The sequence below is a fragment of the Synergistaceae bacterium DZ-S4 genome (assembly GCA_025943965.1).
Classification (GTDB): Bacteria; Synergistota; Synergistia; order Synergistales; family Synergistaceae; genus Caenicola; species Caenicola nitritireducens.
Map to the genome: position 1 here is coordinate 1 of JAPCWD010000004.1, position 17,747 is coordinate 17,747.

General features: G+C 53.0%; 13 protein-coding genes. 5 read left to right on the forward strand and 8 right to left on the reverse strand.

Annotation, left to right across the window (positions count from 1 at the left end; genetic code table 11):
- Window positions 1-85 precede the first annotated feature (85 nt).
- Both OLM33_03415 and OLM33_03420 read right to left on the reverse strand, forming a co-directional pair.
- The gene (locus tag OLM33_03415) at window positions 86-1,129 is read right to left on the reverse strand and encodes a diguanylate cyclase (protein MCW1712720.1); all 1,044 of its coding nucleotides are present in this window, start codon (window positions 1,127-1,129) and stop codon (window positions 86-88) included.
- Window positions 1,130-1,453: 324 nt separating this feature from the next.
- Window positions 1,454-2,617 (reverse strand): aminopeptidase P family protein, encoded by a 1,164-nt coding sequence (locus tag OLM33_03420; protein MCW1712721.1) that lies wholly within the window; start codon window positions 2,615-2,617, stop codon window positions 1,454-1,456.
- Window positions 2,618-2,784: 167 nt separating this feature from the next.
- Between OLM33_03420 and OLM33_03425 the strand changes: the two genes are divergently transcribed.
- The 4 genes from OLM33_03425 to OLM33_03440 all read left to right on the forward strand — a co-directional run bounded on the left by OLM33_03425 (window position 2,785) and on the right by OLM33_03440 (window position 8,081).
- Window positions 2,785-3,924, forward strand: a complete 1,140-nt coding sequence (locus tag OLM33_03425) for a DUF3798 domain-containing protein (GenBank protein ID MCW1712722.1) — start codon at window positions 2,785-2,787, stop codon at window positions 3,922-3,924.
- A gap of 179 nt (window positions 3,925-4,103) precedes the next feature.
- A complete protein-coding gene (locus tag OLM33_03430; GenBank protein ID MCW1712723.1) occupies window positions 4,104-5,714 on the forward strand; it encodes a sugar ABC transporter ATP-binding protein in 1,611 nt (536 codons plus the stop codon).
- Entirely contained in the window at window positions 5,707-6,777 is a 1,071-nt protein-coding gene (locus tag OLM33_03435; protein ID MCW1712724.1) for an ABC transporter permease, read from the forward strand. Before OLM33_03430 ends, OLM33_03435 begins: the two co-directional genes overlap by 8 nt.
- Window positions 6,777-8,081: a hypothetical protein gene (locus tag OLM33_03440; protein MCW1712725.1), complete on the forward strand. Its 1,305-nt coding sequence runs from the start codon at window positions 6,777-6,779 to the stop codon at window positions 8,079-8,081. Before OLM33_03435 ends, OLM33_03440 begins: the two co-directional genes overlap by 1 nt.
- An 815-nt stretch (window positions 8,082-8,896) precedes the next feature.
- Here the strand turns inward: OLM33_03440 and trpB are convergent.
- Window positions 8,897-10,105: a tryptophan synthase subunit beta gene (gene trpB, locus OLM33_03445; GenBank protein ID MCW1712726.1), complete on the reverse strand. Its 1,209-nt coding sequence runs from the start codon at window positions 10,103-10,105 to the stop codon at window positions 8,897-8,899.
- A gap of 430 nt (window positions 10,106-10,535) precedes the next feature.
- On the opposite strand from trpB, the gene OLM33_03450 reads away from it, so the two are divergent.
- Window positions 10,536-11,654, forward strand: coding sequence for a permease (locus OLM33_03450; protein MCW1712727.1), 1,119 nt, complete (start codon window positions 10,536-10,538; stop codon window positions 11,652-11,654).
- Window positions 11,655-11,749: 95 nt separating this feature from the next.
- On the opposite strand, the gene OLM33_03455 is transcribed toward OLM33_03450, so the two are convergent.
- The 5 genes from OLM33_03455 to OLM33_03475 form a co-directional block, all read right to left on the reverse strand.
- Complete coding sequence (locus tag OLM33_03455; protein MCW1712728.1) at window positions 11,750-12,661, reverse strand: prepilin-type N-terminal cleavage/methylation domain-containing protein; 912 nt, start codon at window positions 12,659-12,661, stop codon at window positions 11,750-11,752.
- Between the two features lie 90 nt (window positions 12,662-12,751).
- On the reverse strand, window positions 12,752-13,933 hold the full coding sequence (locus OLM33_03460; GenBank protein MCW1712729.1) for a glycine C-acetyltransferase: 1,182 nt from the start codon (window positions 13,931-13,933) through the stop codon (window positions 12,752-12,754).
- A gap of 20 nt (window positions 13,934-13,953) precedes the next feature.
- Complete coding sequence (gene tdh / locus OLM33_03465; GenBank protein ID MCW1712730.1) at window positions 13,954-14,997, reverse strand: L-threonine 3-dehydrogenase; 1,044 nt, start codon at window positions 14,995-14,997, stop codon at window positions 13,954-13,956.
- 203 nt (window positions 14,998-15,200) lie between these two features.
- Entirely contained in the window at window positions 15,201-16,475 is a 1,275-nt protein-coding gene (locus OLM33_03470) for a 4Fe-4S binding protein (protein MCW1712731.1), read from the reverse strand.
- A 158-nt stretch (window positions 16,476-16,633) separates the two neighbouring features.
- Window positions 16,634-17,662: a PTS sugar transporter subunit IIC gene (locus tag OLM33_03475; GenBank protein MCW1712732.1), complete on the reverse strand. Its 1,029-nt coding sequence runs from the start codon at window positions 17,660-17,662 to the stop codon at window positions 16,634-16,636.
- Window positions 17,663-17,747: the final 85 nt, after the last annotated feature.

Here is a 17,747-nt window from a genome sequence, read left to right on the forward strand (position 1 = left end):
CAGCAGTATTTTCATCTTACAGGAGTTTTAGGAAGGTGGCTCTATGCAGCGCGCAGGTTGGCTCTATTAGAGCGCGCGACTGGCTCTAAACCTCTGCGCTGGTGGCTCTATCTCGCCGTGTTTCGCAGACTGCCCCGCAGCTGAGAGTAACAATGTTTTCGTCTGCAGTACGAAGCGGGCATGATTCCATTTGAGTCCGGAGATATTCGCAGAGCCTGTAGGTTTCTTCAGCGTTGCAGCCTTCTAACAACAGAGAAAACTCATCTCCGCCGATCCTGTAAGCACGGATATTTTCAGTCTGGATCTTTTTCAGTGTATCCGATAAATAAAGCAGTACCCTATCGCCCGCCGGATGTCCGCATAAATCGTTCACGACTTTAAAATTATCGACATCGATCGCCGCCAGCGCAATGAAATTTTGGGCTTTCCGGCATTCTTCCATAAGCTTCGGCAGATGGTCATCGAAGGTTTTTCTGTTGTTCAGCCCAGTGAATGGATCCAGCTTCAGCTGTTCCTCCATGTTTTGCTGTCTGTCATCGAATTTCATCATGGTTGCAAGATTATCGTGCCCATATAGTATCAGGACCTTTGCCAGCAGGTAGGAACAAAGGAACATGAAGCAGGCGACAAATATCTGCATAAGCATATTACTGTCCAATTTTCCTAAAAAATATATTTTGACACCCACCAGCAACACCGCAAGGCTGCTTATCCAAAAGACCCAATGGGTAATTTTGACATTTGAAAAGACGGTGGAGACGAAAATAGGCAGAATGAAAGAAGCTAGCAATACGTCGGCTATATTATGCGTAAGGGAAAGATAGAAGGAAAATATGATAAAGAGCGCAAGGGACATGTATTCCTTCGAAACAAGGGGAAAACGGGTTGAACGGATAAAAAGGTCTGCAAAAATGGTAAAAGCAAAGAGGCCTATGGCGGGCAGTACAATATAATTCCGCAGATAGGCATCAGGCGGACTTGTAAGGACACTCCGGGCTGCCAAATACCATATCACATGCGCCAGGATTATGATAGCAGCAGTGACATAGCCGGTATTTACTATGTATCGGCACCATTTGATAGGTTCTATGTATGACCTCTCTATGTCGCGGCTGATCCTTTTATCCATAGATGCCCCTCATCCTGATATGCTTCAAAATTTGAAGTCTATTAAAATTCGGTCCCTGGCGGATTTGCGAGGGATTCACTCGCGGAGAATCTGCCGGAAGACCCATCAGGCGGTGAATTGGCCCGTAAGTCTACAGGAATCAGTTCCCGCCTGACGGGGTCAGGCAAATTCTCCGCAGCCCAGAGGCTGCAAATTCCCCGGCGGATTCAGTTCCCGCCTGCCCTTGCGACTGCTTAGCCACTGCTCAGCTACTGCTTAGCCATGTCCTGAAAACTATTGCTTGCCAATTGCTTGTCGGGCCGGAAACCCCACCCGGCCCCCGCCCTACCTGATGATCCTCATCTCCCTGGTCGTCTTGTTCAGTGCTTCGGCGGTCCCATCCGGCTTGACGGTTACCAGGTTCTCTACGCGCATGCCGAATTTGCCTGCAATGTATATGCCGGGTTCGATGCTGAAGACGTTGCCCGGCTTAAGTGGTTTGTCGTTGCCTTCGATGATGTACGGGTTTTCGTGAACTGCTATGCCTACGCCGTGGCCGACGCGGTTGAAGAAGTACTTCCCGTAGCCCGCCTCTTCGATGATCCGGCGCGCGGCACGGTCGACATCCTGGCCGGTCGCTCCCGGCTTTACAGCGGCTTCTCCGGCAGCTTGCGCCAGGCGGACTATTTCGTAGATCTTGCGCTGTTCGTCTGTGGGTTCGCCGACGAAGAAGGTGCGCGAGGTGTCGGAACAGTATGATTTATAGCGGCAGCCAAGGTCGAGGATGATGACGTCCTGCTCCTGTATCACGCGCTGGTCCCCGCCGTAGTGGGGCATGGAGGCGTTGGGTCCGCTTGCCACGATGGGGGAGAAGGACATCTCCGTGCAGCCGGCCTCTTCGAGGAAGTCGGGGATCTTCTTTATAATGTCGCGCTCTTTCATTCCGGGCTTTATGAAGGTGAAAAGTTTTTCGACCGTGAAATCGATCATGCGGGCCGCTTCGCGGAGACGGTCAAGCTCCTCGTCGTCCTTTTGGGAACGCAGCGGGGCGAGTATGTCCTGGCCGTTGACCATCCGGATGTCCATAGTGTCTCGTATCGCGAGCATGTCTACAGCACGGACGCCGTCGTTGAAGGCGATCTTTCCGCCGAGGATGCCGAGGTGTTCGCAGCCGCGCTTAAATGCGCCAGTGAAGCCCTCGTGGTCGTTCCATTCAGCGTAGAAAGGCACGTCACCGAAGGCCCTGACGATCTCTTCCTTGTAAAGCAGCGGCGTCATCGCGAAGCACTTTCCATTTTTGTCGACCGCCAGTCCGCGCACGCGTTCATCGGGATGGGTGTCGAGCTCGCCGATGTATTCGAGGTCCGTGGATGGCCCTATGTAGAGTGCGTCGAGGCCTCTCTTTTTAAGTTCTTCCGCAAGTTTTGCTGCCCGCTCGGTCCTGATCATGACTTTTTCCTCCTCCGGAATTTTAATAGTCGTTTTAAAAATGAAACCTGAATAAACCACTCTATTATAATAGTTCTATTGGCAAATTTATCAATAATGGCAATAATTCTTTTGATAATTCCGTATCTATAAGGCAATGACGCAAAACATTAATTGACACCCAAATACGAATGCCCTAAGATTAGTTCAGTATTTTTGCTTATTCAATCTCAAAGGAGGCTAAAACAGTGAAGAATCGTTTTATCATTACCACGGCAGTTGTTCTCGCGGTCGGATTCTTTACCCTCGCATCGTTTGCTCCCGCAGCTGAAGCAGCGGCGAAAAAGGGCAAGGTGGCGATCGTAACGAACACTGTTTCTCAGAACGAAGAGGAATACCGTTCTGCGCAGGAAATGGTCAAAAAGTACGGCGACCGCATCGTACACGTTACGTGGCCGGACAACTTCATGGCCGAGCAGGAGCAGATGGTAAGCATCGTAGCGAAGCTTGCCTACGATCCTCAGATCAAAGCGCTCATCATCAACCAGGCGGTACCGGGAACCAATGCCGCGGTGGACAAACTCCTTGAGACAAGAAAAGACGTTTTTATCGTATATTCAACGCCGCAGGAGAACCCCCCGGATGTCGCAGCCCGCGCCCAGCTCATCATCCAGCCTGACGAACTCAGGATGGGAGACGCCATCCCCCTTCAGGCAAAGAAGCTTGGAGCCAAGACCTTCGTGCACTATTCCTTCCCGAGGCACATGTCGCAGGTGCTCCTCTCCTCGCGCCGTGAGCTGATGAAGAAGAAGTGCGCCGAACTTGGGATCAAGTTTGTTGACGCGACCGCTCCCGACCCAACAGGAGACTCCGGACTTCCCGGCGCTCAGCAGTTCATCCTTGAGGACGTTCCCAAGATGGTAGCGAAGTACGGCAAGGACACAGCATTCTTCTCCACGAACTGCGCAATGCAGATCCCGCTCATCAAGGCAGTAGTCGACGCAAAGGCGATCTATCCTCAGCCTTGCTGCCCGTCGCCCTACCATGGATTCCCGACAGCTCTCGGGATCAAGTCAAACACCGAGAAGCAGGGCAACCTGGAGTACGTCATAGCCGAGACGAAGAGGATACTGAAGGAAAAGGGCTGCTCCGGCAGACTCTCGACCTGGCCCGTTCCCGTCGCGATGATGGCGACCGTTGCCAGCACGGAATACGCGATGAAGGTCATCGACGGACAAGTCCCGTTTGACAAGCTGAACGTTCCCGTGCTTGAGAAGGACATGGCCAACTACGCGAAGGTCAAGGTCTCGACCACTCCCTACGTAGACGAAGCGGGCAAGAAATATCCGACCTTCCTCTTCGTGCTGATGGACTTCCTCACATACTAGTACAGTGTCAGCCGGGAGCAGCAGAACTCCAGATTTAATTCTGATCTGATCCACAAAAAGAATTCGCAGGATCTGATTCCTGCGGATTCTTTTTGTCATTCAAAAAAGCTGTCAGCGCAGCGGAAAATTTTATACCCTGACAGCAACAGAGACACGGGGAAAAATTGAAAGAGGGGGCAATGCTGTTGAGCGAAAACCTTCTTAGTTTCCGTAACGTATCAAAAAGCTATTATGGGAACACTGTCCTGTCAAACATAAACATCGAAGTCAAAAAGGGTGAGATACACGCTCTTATAGGAGAGAACGGAGCGGGGAAATCCACCCTGATGAACATCCTCTTCGGAATGCCCGTCATCCACACTACAGGGGGATACGAGGGCGAGATCCTCATCGACGGGCAAAAGACCGACATCCGCTCGCCCTATGAGGCGATGCAGGCTGGTATCGGCATGGTGCATCAGGAATTTATGCTTATCCCCCAGTACACGATAGCCGAGAACATCAAACTGAACAGGGAAATTACTACGCCGAACGCAGTCTCGAGGGTCCTTGGCAAAAGACTGGAAACCATAGATATGGCAAAGATGAACGAACACGCGCGCAAGGCTCTTGATACACTCGACATGAACATCGAGGCCTATACCATGATCGCTGGACTGCCTGTCGGTCACATGCAATTTATAGAGATCGCGAGAGAGATCGACAAAACGGGCATCAAGATCCTCGTATTTGACGAACCTACCGCAGTCCTCACAGAGTCTGAGGCGCAGAATCTGCTTGCGGCGATCAAGAGGCTTGCCGGCATGGGGATAGGTATCATGTTCATCAGCCACAGGCTGGACGAGATAGTCAGCGTCGCCGACCGTGTGACCATACTGCGGGACGGCGAGCATGTCGCAACTAAAGATATTGGGGATACAAACGCGGCTGAGATAGCGTCGCTGATGATAGGCAGAAAGGTCTCGATCGCGCGCGACTGCTCCGAGTGCAGAGAACTCTCCGACGAGGTCGAACTGCGGATCGAGGATCTGCATGTAGCCATGCCCGGAGAGAGCGTCCGCGGGATCAGCCTTGATATCAGAAAGGGAGAGATCGTAGGCATCGGCGGTCTGGCCGGGCAGGGCAAGCTGGGGATCGCCAACGGCATAATGGGCACTTACCCTGCCAGAGGCAAGGTGATCTTCAGGGGAAACGAACTGACGCTTAACGACCCTCACAGCGTAATAAAATCGGGCATCGCATTCGTAAGCGAGGACCGGAAAGGCGTAGGCCTCCTGCTCAACGAATCGGTAGAACTCAACATAGCCTTCACCGCAATGCAGACAAATGACCGATTCATGATCAAAGCAGCCTGTATGGCGTTCCAGAATGACCGAGAAATGCGGAAGCATGCACTGAAGATGATCGAAGACCTTGACATCCGCTGCGAGTCGCCTCTGCAGCAAACCGGCAGCCTCAGCGGAGGCAATCAGCAGAAGGTGTGCGTAGCGCGCGCACTGACCCAGGAACCGACATTCCTCTTCGTTTCAGAGCCTACGCGCGGCATCGACATCGGTGCGAAGAAGCTCATTCTCGATCTGCTGCTCAAGCTCAACGAGCAGCTCGGAATGACGATCGTTATGACCTCCTCCGAGTTGGCGGAGCTTCGCAGCATCTGCGACAGGATAGTCATCGTATGCGAGGGAAGGGTCGTCGGGGTGCTGCCGCCTGACGCAACTGATGCGGAATTTGGACTTCTTATGTCCGGCAGCAAGATAAATACTGCTGAAAGGAGTCCTGAAAATGCCTGAGACGAATACAGTCGGACTGATGTACAAAGTTAAGGACGTCGTCAGCACCATCGGGATGCCGACATTGATCATCGCCGCCTTCTGGGTCTTGACCCTCGTGGGCGGATATATCGTGGGCATCTCCATGTCGGCGCTTCTTTCCGACACGATCAAGCGCGCAGGCATGAACGGGATACTGGTGCTCGCGATGGTCCCCGCCATACAGTCCGGGACCGGACCGAACTTTGCCCTCCCCATCGGCATAGTCTGCGGGCTCTTCGCGATGGTATGCTCGATCGAAGCGGGCGTATCCGGGTATGCCTGGTTCCTGCTCTCGTTTGCCTTGACTGTGCCCCTTGCGGCAGTCGTCGGGTACGGTTACGGAAAGCTGATGAACGCAGTCAAAGGTTCCGAGATGACGATCGCGACCTACACAGGCTTCTCTGTCGTCGCACTTATGTGCCTCGCATGGCTTATGATCCCCTTCAAGAACCCAAAGATGGGATGGTTCATAGGTAAAGGGCTTCGTGAGACGATACAGCTGGACGCGGTTGGAGCGGCACAGATACTCAACAATATCCTGGCCTTTGAGGTAGGCGGGATCATCATCCCGACGGGACTGCTCCTCTTCTTTGCCCTCTTTTGTGTACTTATCTGGCTCTTTTTCCGCTCGAAGATGGGGATCGCCATCTCTGCCGGCGGGATAAACCCGATGTTTGCGCAGGCTACGGGGCTGAATATCGATAAGAACAGGATATATGCCAACGTGCTGTCCACAGTCCTGGGAGGGCTCGGGATCATCGTTTACTCCCAGAGCTTTGGTTATGCCCAGCTCTACACGGCTCCGCTCATGATGGCCTTTCCGGCCGTCGCAGCGGTGCTGATCGGCGGAGCCACCGCCTCGCGCGCGAAAGTCTCCCACGCAATAATCGGCGTATTCCTCTTCCAGGGACTGCTGACAACGGCGCTCCCGGTCGCGAATGAGATATTCGCGGGGACAGACCTTTCAGAGATAATGAGGATGATCATTCAGAATGGCATCATCCTCTACGCACTGACGCAGGTGAAGGGAGGTGCGAGATAATGGGAGAAATGCTTAAAACCGGGACTGAAGGCAGGAACATCGGACAGTGGCTGCTGGACAACATCGTTACTCTGATATTCGTCGGCTTCACGCTTTTCGGATTCTTCGTCTCGGAAAATGTCTCGCTCCCTTACTTCCTTTCGGAACTCTCAAGCCGCATATTCCGCAACACCTTTCTTGTCCTTTCGCTTGTCATCCCGGTGCTTGCCGGGCTTGGACTGAACTTCGGGATCGTTATCGGAGCGATGTCGGGACAGATCGCCATTTCGCTTGTGAGGTACTTTGAGCTAGGAGGAGTCTCAGGTCTGCTCTACGCATTCGTGATCGCCTTCTTCGTGGCCGCGCTCTGCGGCTACCTTACGGGTCTGCTCTACAACAAGACCAGAGGGCAGGAGATGATAGCCAGCCTCATCGTCGGCTACTTCGCCAACGGCGTCTACCAGTTCCTCTTCCTCTTTGTAGTCGGTGTTATCATAGCAGTCCCTGCGACGCACCCGATGATCAAGCCGGACGGGATAGGGATACGCATGACGGTCGACCTCGTGCCGGCTCAGAGCGGCGGCCTTAAGTACGCCCTCGACGACATATGTACGATACCTTTCGTTCACGCGCTTCTGATAGTGGCCGCCGGCATAATCATCTTCACCGTCGCGCGCTGGTGGCTCAACAACAGGAGGAAAGAGAGCTACAAAAATGACAGAGGAAGCGCCATAAGCAATATGGTGCTCGGAATCGTACTCGCGGCTGTTTCGATCCACGCGATAGCCGCCGAGACGCCGATGACGATGGTCCGCCGCGTACCGGTGGTGACGGGGCTTCTGATCGTGGCGCTCTGCATTTTCACCGTCCTCATCACCAAAACAAAGCTCGGACAGGACTTCCGCTCCGCCGGCTTCAGCCAGCACGTCTCTCAGATCTCGGGCATCAACGTGGACCAGACAAGGATCATCGCGACGATGATATCTACCGTTCTCGCGGCCTGGGGGCAGATAATCTACCTCCAGAACATGGGCACGCTCAACACCTACAATGCCCATACGCAGATCGGGATGTTCTCAGTCGCATCACTGCTCGTCGGCGGGGCTTCCACCTCGAAGGCGAACATCAAAAACGCGATCTTCGGAACGATCCTCTTCAACTCAATGTTCATAATGTCCCCCGAGATCGGCCAGTCTCTCTTCGGACAGGCACTGCTGGGCGAGTACTTCAGGACTTTCATGGTCTACGGGGTAATAGGCCTCGCACTTGGCCTCTACGTCTGGAAGGCACTGAAGCAGCACCGTGCGGCAGCGATGCAGGAGTAAGCCGGAGACCGGCTGTACATTAAATAAAAAATGCGGAGAGCCCGTCAGGCTCTCCGCATTTTTTATTCCCCGCAACGGAGAATTCGCAACTTTACCCGTCGCTGGAGAATTTGCCCGCTTCGCATCGCGGCAAATTGCGGCCAAAGGCCGCGGAGGTTCATAATCTCCGTCGTTCCCGGATGCTACTTGACGGAAATTCCAGCGGCTTGGGGTTAAAAGGTTTAAATTCAGTCATAGCAAGAATCTAGAGACGCTGGATCCCCGATACGGGCACTCGGGGAAGACGATATAAAAGACCCTCATTCACTGCCGAATGGGTCTTCCGGCAAATTCCCCGCAACGCGAGCATCGCAAAGCGTTGCAAATTCCCCGCTTCTGTTTTTCCCGGTTTAACGATAGCCCCTCTAAAACCGCAAGTGGGGCAGATCGCGGATGATGATGACGCAATGCGCAGTGGAGCCTCACGAAGGCGTATATGAATACGTCGAAGTGAGGCTCCGCAAGCCTTGCTAAGTCAGCGCCGTGCTTTTAAGGTTTTAACGATAGTCATCAATATCGTAATTGAGGTTTAGAGCGAGTGATGACGACGCAATGTGCAGTGGAGCCTCACGAAGGCGTATATCAATACGTCGAAGTGAGGCTCCACAAGCCTTGCTAAGTCAGCGCCGTGCTTTTAAGGTTTTAACGATAGTCATCAATATCGTAATTGAGGTTTAGAGCGAGTGATGACGACGCAATGTGCAGTGGAGTCTCACGAAGGCGTATATCAATACGTCGAAGTGAGGCTCCACAAGCCTTGCTAAGTCAGCGCCGCTCTAAACCTCAATTACCCCCAGAGCCGCAATAGTCTCCATATCCTTATCCCCCCTGCCGGACAGGTTGACGAGGACCTTTTTGTCTTTTTCCATTTCGGCGGCGATCCTTAGTGCTCCGGCGAGGGCGTGGGAGCTTTCGAGGGCGGGGATTATGCCCTCGGTGCGGCAGAGAAGCTTAAAGGCATTAAGGGCCTCTTTGTCGCTTGCGCAGATGTACTCGCCCCTGCCGCTCTCCTTCAGCGCGGCGTGGGCCGGGCCTACCGAAGGGTAGTCGAGTCCGGCGGCAATGGAATATACTTGCGCGGGTTCACCCTTTTCATCTGTGAGAACGTAGCTTTTAAAGCCGTGCATGACTCCCGGGGCACCCTTTGTCAGACTGGCTGCGTGATCTCCGTAGGTCAGACCTCTTCCGGAGGGTTCGACCCCGATAAGCCGAACTTCCGGGTCTTCTATGAAGGCTGTGAAGGCGCCGATGGCGTTGCTCCCGCCGCCGACACATGCGACGACCGCGTCGGGAAGGGAGCCGGTCCGCTCGATCATCTGGACCCTGGCCTCTTCGCCTATTATCTTTTGAAAATCCTGGACTATGGTCGGGTAGGGGTGGGGGCCTACGGCTGAGCCGAGGAGGTAAAAGACCGAGAGGTCTTTGCAGAACACTTCAAGAGCCGCGTCAACGGCCTCCTTGAGGGTTCCCTGTCCCTCCGATACCGGGACCACTCTCGCACCCAGTGCCTTCATCCTGAGGACGTTCGGTGCCTGGCGTCCGATGTCTACAACTCCCATGTATATGTCGCACTCCATGCCCATCAGCGCGGCTACGGTGGCGCTGGCGACTCCGTGCATTCCCGCTCCCGTCTCCGCGATGATCTTCTTTTTGCCCATCCTTTTCGCGAGCAGGGCCTGTCCGATGCAGTTGTTTATCTTGTGGGCTCCGGTATGGTTCAGGTCTTCCCTCTTGAGGAATATCCTTGCTCCCCCGTTTTTCGCGGTGAGGTTTTTGCACTCGGTGAGTGCGGAGGGCCGGCCGACATAATCCTTCAGCAGGGTCAGGTATTCTTCCCTGAAAACGGTGCTGCAGCGGCACTTCTCATACTCGGCCGCTATCTCTTCGAGCACTGGGGTGAGGTTTTCGGGAACGTAGCTGCCCCCGAAATCACCGAACATGCCTTTCACGGGGAAACCTGCCTGATTTTGTAATCTCTCTGTCATGATATTATCCTCCTCTTAGCTCTTGTAAACTCTCTGGTCTGTTCTCATCTTTTCAGCGCGTGCTGCCGTGGTGCATTTATAAAAAAAGGGGGACTGAAAGAAAATTTCCCTTTCAGTCCCCCTGTATCGACACAGCAAGATACGGGCGGACGCTAGACGCACCACCAGCTGTTGAAATTCTTATTCGTGAGGTTGGTAAATGATCTCATGCAGCTTCCCCCGAAATTCCGATATATTGCGCGAAATAGTACCACTCTAATCAATAAATTGCAATCCCACTAAATGATCATGTCTAAAAATACCCAAACACAAGCGCCAGATATATTTCCTGGAGGCTCCGTCGCAGGAAGATCATTTTTGATATAAAATACTACAGTGGTGCCTGAAAAATCGCCGTAAAATCTTATTTTTACCAAGGGGTCGCTTTTTTTTGAGTTCTGTAAAAATTTTGTTTTTTATCCTTACTCTGGGGTATATCCTGGGGAGCATAAAATTCTTCAACATCAGGCTGGGCACATCCGGAGTTCTCCTTGTTGCTCTGATCTTCGGGCATTTTGGACAGGAGATATCCGGCGCTGTCCGTGACATCGGCCTGGTATGTTTTGTTGCGTCTGTGGGATTGATAGCAGGTCCAGTATTTTTCTGCAATTTCAAAAGCAGAGCCGTTGCCTACATGGTAATAGGATTCGTGACGATCATTTCCGGCGCAGCTTTATGCGTGGCTTCAATAAAGATATTGGGGATTCCAGTTCCTCTTGCTGTAGGAATAATGAACGGCGCACTGACAAGCACCCCGGGGCTCGCTGCCGCTATCGAAGCGACAGGTGATCCGAGCGCCTCCATAGGATATGGTATTGCTTATCCTTTTGGTGTCCTGGGTGTTGTCCTCTTTGTACAGATAGTGCCCAGGATACTCAGAATAGATTTTAGCCAGACCAAGCCTGTGATGGACTGTGGGCAGGACCTGCAGCCGGAGGGTACTGCAGGAAAAGGATCTATGAAAATTGACCCCTTCGGGTTTTTTCCTCTTGTACTGACAATAGCGGCAGGACTGATCGCTGCAAAGATAGTTATACCTCTTCCCGGAGGAGCCAGGTTCAGCCTGGGAGCATCCGGCGGACCGCTCCTTACGGGACTTATCATAGGATATTTCGGTCACATAGGCCCGATATCACTTGAGATAAAGAAATCGACCCTTGAGACGATGAGGGAATTCGGGCTCGCGCTGTTCCTTGCTGGAGCGGGGACAGCTGCTGGCAAAGGCTTTGTCGCAACTCTTATCGAACATGGCCCTGTCCTCTTCTTTGCCGGTGTCGGAATGACCCTTCTGCCTATGACAGTGGGGTATTTTATTGCAGCCAGGATGTTCAGCCTTGACATATACAATACGCTGGGGTCGATATGCGGAGGGATGACGAGTACCCCGGCGCTCGGCGTGCTCATCTCAGAGACCCGCACCGACTATGTCTCCCTGCCCTACGCCGCCACATACCCGGTTGCGCTGATACTCGTAGTCCTGGCATCCCAGTTCATAGCCATCCTCTGCTGAAGCCCTTGATCCGGACACACAGGTTTCCTGTCTGAACCAAAGAAGGCTTCCGCATTGAACGGAAGCCTTCTTTTTATAATCGACTTATGAGAAAATCAGTTGCTGCTCAGCTTATACCAGGCATTTTTGCCGGTTGTCTCAGGCGTCTCATTCCAATTTAAGGGCGCTTTTACGTACATCGTATCCCAACTCCGGGGAGTTTGACCTGGGAGCAGAGCTCGGACTATGCAAACGTAGTAAGCGCCATTGTAATATACTATATCGCCCCTGAAGAACTGATATCCCACAGGCACATCATCCCAGTTTACCGATACTCCAGTGAAACGCACCAAACCTGTCCCAAATTCGGATACCCAACCGGGCAGGTTGTCCGGAGCAGTGATTATATTTCCGTCAGCATCCCGGTTGCTCCCGTTAAACATAATATCTTCGTCATCCACCAAGGAGATATAATATTCCCTCTCGCCGTCAGGGGTATCAAAGTAAAGCCTCTCGCCCTTTTCAACGCTTATGTAGTTATTTGTCCCATCTGTATGATAGTTTGCCGGGTCCACCCAGTTAGTGGGCGCCTCGATCCCGTCTCCGCCAAATAAGTCAGTGCCGGGAATTATGGTCCCTGCGTGACCCGGTCCGCCGCCTCCGGGTCCGTCTCCGCCTCCGGGACTGTCTCCGCCGTGGATCGAACATACGACGGCCTCCCTGCCGTTGGATGTTCCTGCAGAGTAGATGCCGCCTGACGGACACTTGACCTCTTTGTTGCTTATCGTGTCTTTATAATCATCGTCTATGAAGTTTTGAAGGGTGTAAGTTTCCTTGCTGACGCCGCTTGAAAACCTGTATGAGTCAAGCGCCAACAAGACAGTAGCCCTGTTGCCGCTGCATGCCTTTTCTCTGACCATATCGTCAGAGGGGCCGACAACCAGATATAAAATTCCCGCCAGGATCCCTATTATTATGACTACGATCAGCAGCTCGACCAATGAAAATCCTTTGTCTATTTTTCTCATGCTGTTCCCCCTGCCGAATATGATCACTCTATTATAGTATCTCTTCAGCATAATGTGCAGCAATAAAGTGCCGGAATTTTAAGATCTGGGTCATATGGCCATCTCGATCTTGACTTCGCTGAAAGCGTCTATTGCCGCGTCAAGGTCCTCTTTCGTATGCCTTGCCGAGACCTGGGTCCTGATGCGGGCTTTGCCCCTTGGCACGACAGGGAAAGAAAAGCCGGTAACGTAGACTCCTTTTTCAAGGAGCCTGGCCGAGAATTCAGTGGCTATCCTTGCATCATAGAGCATGATGGGGACAATGGGATGTGTTCCAGGCAGCAGGTCGAAACCAAGGGCTTCCATCTTCTCCCTGAAGTATGAGGTGTTTTCATGTACCCTGTCCCTGTATTCGGTTGTGTCCCCGAGCATTTTGATGACCTCAAGAGAGGCCCCTGCTATTGCCGGGGCAAGGGTGTTTGAGAAAAGATAGGGTCTGCTGCGCTGCCTAAGGAGTTCAACGACCTCCTTCTTTGCGCTGACGTAGCCTCCGGACGCACCGCCGAGAGCCTTTCCGAGAGTGCCGGTCAGAATGTCCACCCTGCCCATTACCCCGCAGTATTCGTGGGTACCGCGCCCGGTCTTTCCCATGAATCCTACCGCATGGCTGTCATCGACCAGTACGAGGGCATCGAACTCGTCCGCAAGATCGCAGATGGACTTAAGGTTTGCGATGTATCCGTCCATTGAAAAGACTCCGTCTGTGACTATCATCTTAATTCGGGAGCCCTTTGCCGCTTCAAGCTGTGTCCTCAGGTCTTCCATATCGTTGTTTTTATATCTGAATTTTGCTGCCTTGCAGAGACGGATCCCGTCGATGATGCTAGCGTGGTTCAGTTCATCGCTTATGACGGCGTCGCCTTCGCCCAGTATGGGTTCAAATACACCTCCGTTGGCGTCGTAGCATGATGAATAGAGGATAGTATCCTCCATGCCAAGGAAGTCGCTTATAGCTGCTTCGAGATCCTTGTGTATCTGCTGTGTGCCGCAGATGAATCGTACCGAGGCGAGTCCGTAACCCCATCTGTCGTATGCCTCTTTTGCTGCCCTGATGACTCTGGGGGAGTCTGCAAGGCCGAGATAGTTGTTTGCGCACATGTTTATGACACCGAAATTTGTTGTTGTATCTATGATGTCTCTCTGAGGAGTTGTGATAACCCTCTCTGATTTGTAGAGTCCCTGCTCTTTTATCTCTTCTATCGTTTTGATTATGGACCTAATGGCGCTCTTCATTTATTTCATCCCCCCGGTCTTCAAACGTTTTGCCAGTCGAGAACTACTTTGCCCGATCCGCCGCTGTTCATCGCCCTGAAGCCCTCTTCGAAATCCCTGACATCGAACCTGTGAGTTATTACTTTGCTGATGTCAAGGCCGCTCTGGAGCATGGTGGTCATCTTGTACCATGTCTCATACATCTGGCGTCCGTATATGCCCTTGAGCGTCAGTCCGTGAAAGATGACCTTGTCCCAGTCGATGACCGTACCAGGTTCAAGCAGGCCGAGAAGAGCTATCCTTCCGCCGTTGAACATGTGGTCGACCATGTCCGAGAAGGCTTTCGGGCTTCCCGACATCTCAAGCCCCACGTCGAAGCCCTCGCGGATCTTCAGCTCCGCGAAGATATCCCTCAGCTTCTCCCTCTTTACGTTGACGGTACGGGTCGCGCCCATCTCTTTGGCAAGAGAGAGCCTGTAGTCGTTAAGGTCGGTCACGACTACGTTCCTGGCACCGACATGCCTGCATATCGCGGCTGCCATCATGCCTATCGGGCCGGCGCCCGTGATGAGGACGTCCTCCCCGATAAGGTCGAACTGAAGGGCTGTATGGGTCGCGTTTCCGAGCGGGTCGAAGCAGGATACTATGTCGTCGGGTATTTCGGGTGCGCACCTCCAGACGTTGGTCTTAGGTATCGAAAGGTACTGTGCGAAAGCACCGTCCCTGTTGACCCCTACACCGACCGTGTTGGGACAGTTGTGCCTCCTTCCAGCCAGGCAGTTCCTGCAGGTGCCGCATACGATGTGTCCCTCTCCGGAGACCCTCTCGCCGATCTCCCAGCCCCGGACATGGCTGCCAGTCTGTACTATCTCCCCTACGAACTCGTGGCCGATGGTCATTGGGGTCTTTATGGTCTTTTTTGACCATTCGTTCCAGTTGTAGATGTGGAGATCAGTGCCGCAGATGGAAGTCTTCTTGATCTTGATAAGAACGTCATCGGGTCCTACTTCGGGCATATCAACTTCGCGCATCCACAGTCCCGGTTCCGGCCTTTCCTTTACCAGAGCAATCATCTTTTTTGTCATGACCTCACACTCCCGGAGAGATTTTTATGATGACTTTTGTACATGTTTATCAACAAAGAGCCAATGGTTCTAAAATATTGAAGTCACAGGATTCCCGAGAAGGGCATTCGGGAAAGACGGTGGGGAAGTTGAACCGATGAAAATTAATGGGGCAGATACTATTTTACCCCTTTAATGAGTTTGATGCTTGATCATCCTTTATCTCAGGTCCTGTTTTGTCCGTGTTTTGTGATGAGAGCCTCAATATAGCGTGACTTCAGCTGGGCCTGCGCCAGGCTTCTCTTAAGCCCGGGCATCCTGAGTATGCTTCCGAGTATGCCGGCAAGGAGCCTGTGGCTGAAGAGGACCTTGTTGTCGAAGATGAGTTCCTGCAGGAGGCCTCTCTCGGTCGCCATCACGACCACCCTGTGGGCGGTGTCCAGCGGCGTGATCAGCCTGTTCGGGCGCGGTTCGAAGATCAGGGCCCCCGACGGGCAGTGTCTGAGGCAGACTCCGCAGCCGATGCATTTCTTTTCGTCAATCACGGCTTTTTTTTCCTGACCTTCGCCCGTCATCTCTATAGCGTTGACGGGGCAGATCTTTTCACACTTTCCGCACCCTATGCACTTTTCCTTATCTGCTTTTGTGATGAAGTTTGAGCAGATCGTCTGGGCGACCCCGAAGCGCCTTATCGCCAGAAGAGCCTCACAGCAGCATGAACAGCAGTTGCAAATGAAATTGACGTTCCTGCGTACGTTCTCGCCGAACTGGACCAGGTCATGTTCGTACGCCTGCTGCAGGAGGTCTTTGCATTCCGGGGCGCCGACCTGCCTTGCGTGTCCGTGTTTGATGAGAGTGGCCGCCGTTGTGTTGAAGGTCATGCATATGTCCATCGGGGCATCGCAGACAGTCCCGTTGTGCAAGGCCTTGTGCCTGCAGTAGCACATGCTTATCCCGATGTGCGAGGCTGTCTCTATCACGTTTGTCGCCCGTTCGTAGTCAAGTACGTGGAGTGCGTATTCGTCGGGTATCTGCGGTTCCTGGGGGAAGACCCTCCCCATCTGTGTCTCGCCGCTGCAGACCAGGTCTTTCATGAAGTCTTCCTCCACTGATATGTACTGGTGGAAGAGTTCACTCAGGGTCTTCTGGTCGATGTCCTCTCTGACCCTCATAAGTGAGAACTCGAAGAAGCCAGCCATCGGGGGCGGGACAGCGTATATCTGCTCCCCGTTCTGTTCGATGTCCACAAGTATGGCTCTCCCGGCGAGTTCGTCAAGGACCTTTTGCGCCTCGGTTTCAGAAAGCCTCCAAATATCGGCCGCCTGTTTTGCCCTGAACGGTTTTATCGGAAGCTGGGCCATCAGGCCTGCCTCCTTTTCCGTCATAAGGATCCTGAGTATGTCAAAAAGGAGTTTTGAAGCCGGAGCACCCTGGGGGAACCTGTTCAGCCTCTCTGTGAGCCTTGAGTAAGGAGATCCGTGGGTGTGGTTGTGAGCCATTTTCATACCTCCGCGGCGCCTTGAAGATAAGTCTATCGTTCCGGTACAGTATTGATTATACCTCTTAAAGCAGAAACAGGGGCATATACCCCTGTTTCTGCTTAATTTGATCTGCTTTAAACGACTTTAGCCTCATAAAACGGTGCAAAAGTCCGGGATCACAGGTCGAGCTTCATGTCTCCCGGTTTTATAAGACCGATCTTCCTCATTATCTCGGCGATGGCAAGAGTCGTGACCGCAGGCAGAAGGAAGTGCATCAGCCCTATCTGCATAAGTATTGCGGGGCTGCTTCCCATCGCGTCTATGGCACCGAACTGGCCTACAAAACCGCTTGTACCCATTCCCGCGCCAGAGGGGATGTTCTCCATTTTGAAGACAAGGGTAGATATGGGGCCGAGTATGACGCTGGCAAGCGTCGGGGGGATCCATATCTGGGGGTGTCTCACTATGTTGGGCATCTGGAGCATGGAGGTGCCGATCCCCTGCGACAGAAGTCCTGCCAGTCCGTTCTCCCTGAAACTCATCACCGCGAACCCTATCATCTGAGTGGAGCATCCGACTGTCGCGGCACCTGCAGCGATGCCCGAAAGATTCAGAGCTACCGCTATAGCCGCGCTCGAGATCGGAAGCGTGAGTATCATGCCCATCAATGCGGAGACTATGGCTCCCATGGGCCCGGGCTGCAGCTCCGTCGCGTTCATGATGATGATCCCGAGTCCGGTCATCATTGCGCTGACCGTGGGCCCGGCGAGCTTTGCCACCGCCATCCCTGCGATTATGGTGCCGGAAGGGGTCGCTATAATGTCGACTTTTGTCTCCTTGGATATCATCTTTCCGACCTCGGATGCCACGACTGCACCCAGGAATGCGCCCACGGGGCCTCCCCACGTGTTGCCGGCGAAACCTACAGCGACACAGGAGAATACGACCATAGGAGGTGCTTTGAGGGCCTGTGCGATCGCTACGGCGATGGCTGCTCCGGTCATGGAGCTTGCAAGGCCTCCGAATTCCACCAGGATCGGGATCCCCGCTTTAGTTCCGATCGTTTTTAGGATCAGTCCGGTGATCAGTGATGAAAACAGGCCGACGCCCATTGCGCCGAGAGCGTCAACAAAGTAGCGTCTGAAGGAGAACTCCACTCCCTTGCGTTCGAGAAATGCGGAGATTTTGTTATTGCTCTTTCCCAAAAGACAGGACCTCTTTTCAGGTTAGTTTGTGAAAAACTCCATTGGGAAGCATTGTAATGAAGTTCAACGGAATTAACAACCCCGT

What these genes read in the sequence shown, in the direction of transcription:
- OLM33_03435 (MCW1712724.1), top strand. Translation starts at nt 5,707, where the DNA reads ATGCCTGAGACGAATACAGTCGGACTGATGTACAAAGTTAAGGACGTC.
- OLM33_03470 (MCW1712731.1), bottom strand. Translation starts at nt 16,475, where the DNA reads ATGGCTCACAACCACACCCACGGATCTCCTTACTCAAGGCTCACAGAG.
- tdh (MCW1712730.1), bottom strand. Translation starts at nt 14,997, where the DNA reads ATGACAAAAAAGATGATTGCTCTGGTAAAGGAAAGGCCGGAACCGGGA.
- OLM33_03430 (MCW1712723.1), top strand. Translation starts at nt 4,104, where the DNA reads ATGCTGTTGAGCGAAAACCTTCTTAGTTTCCGTAACGTATCAAAAAGC.
- trpB (MCW1712726.1), bottom strand. Translation starts at nt 10,105, where the DNA reads ATGACAGAGAGATTACAAAATCAGGCAGGTTTCCCCGTGAAAGGCATG.
- OLM33_03455 (MCW1712728.1), bottom strand. Translation starts at nt 12,661, where the DNA reads ATGAGAAAAATAGACAAAGGATTTTCATTGGTCGAGCTGCTGATCGTA.
- OLM33_03440 (MCW1712725.1), top strand. Translation starts at nt 6,777, where the DNA reads ATGGGAGAAATGCTTAAAACCGGGACTGAAGGCAGGAACATCGGACAG.
- OLM33_03415 (MCW1712720.1), bottom strand. Translation starts at nt 1,129, where the DNA reads ATGGATAAAAGGATCAGCCGCGACATAGAGAGGTCATACATAGAACCT.
- OLM33_03460 (MCW1712729.1), bottom strand. Translation starts at nt 13,933, where the DNA reads ATGAAGAGCGCCATTAGGTCCATAATCAAAACGATAGAAGAGATAAAA.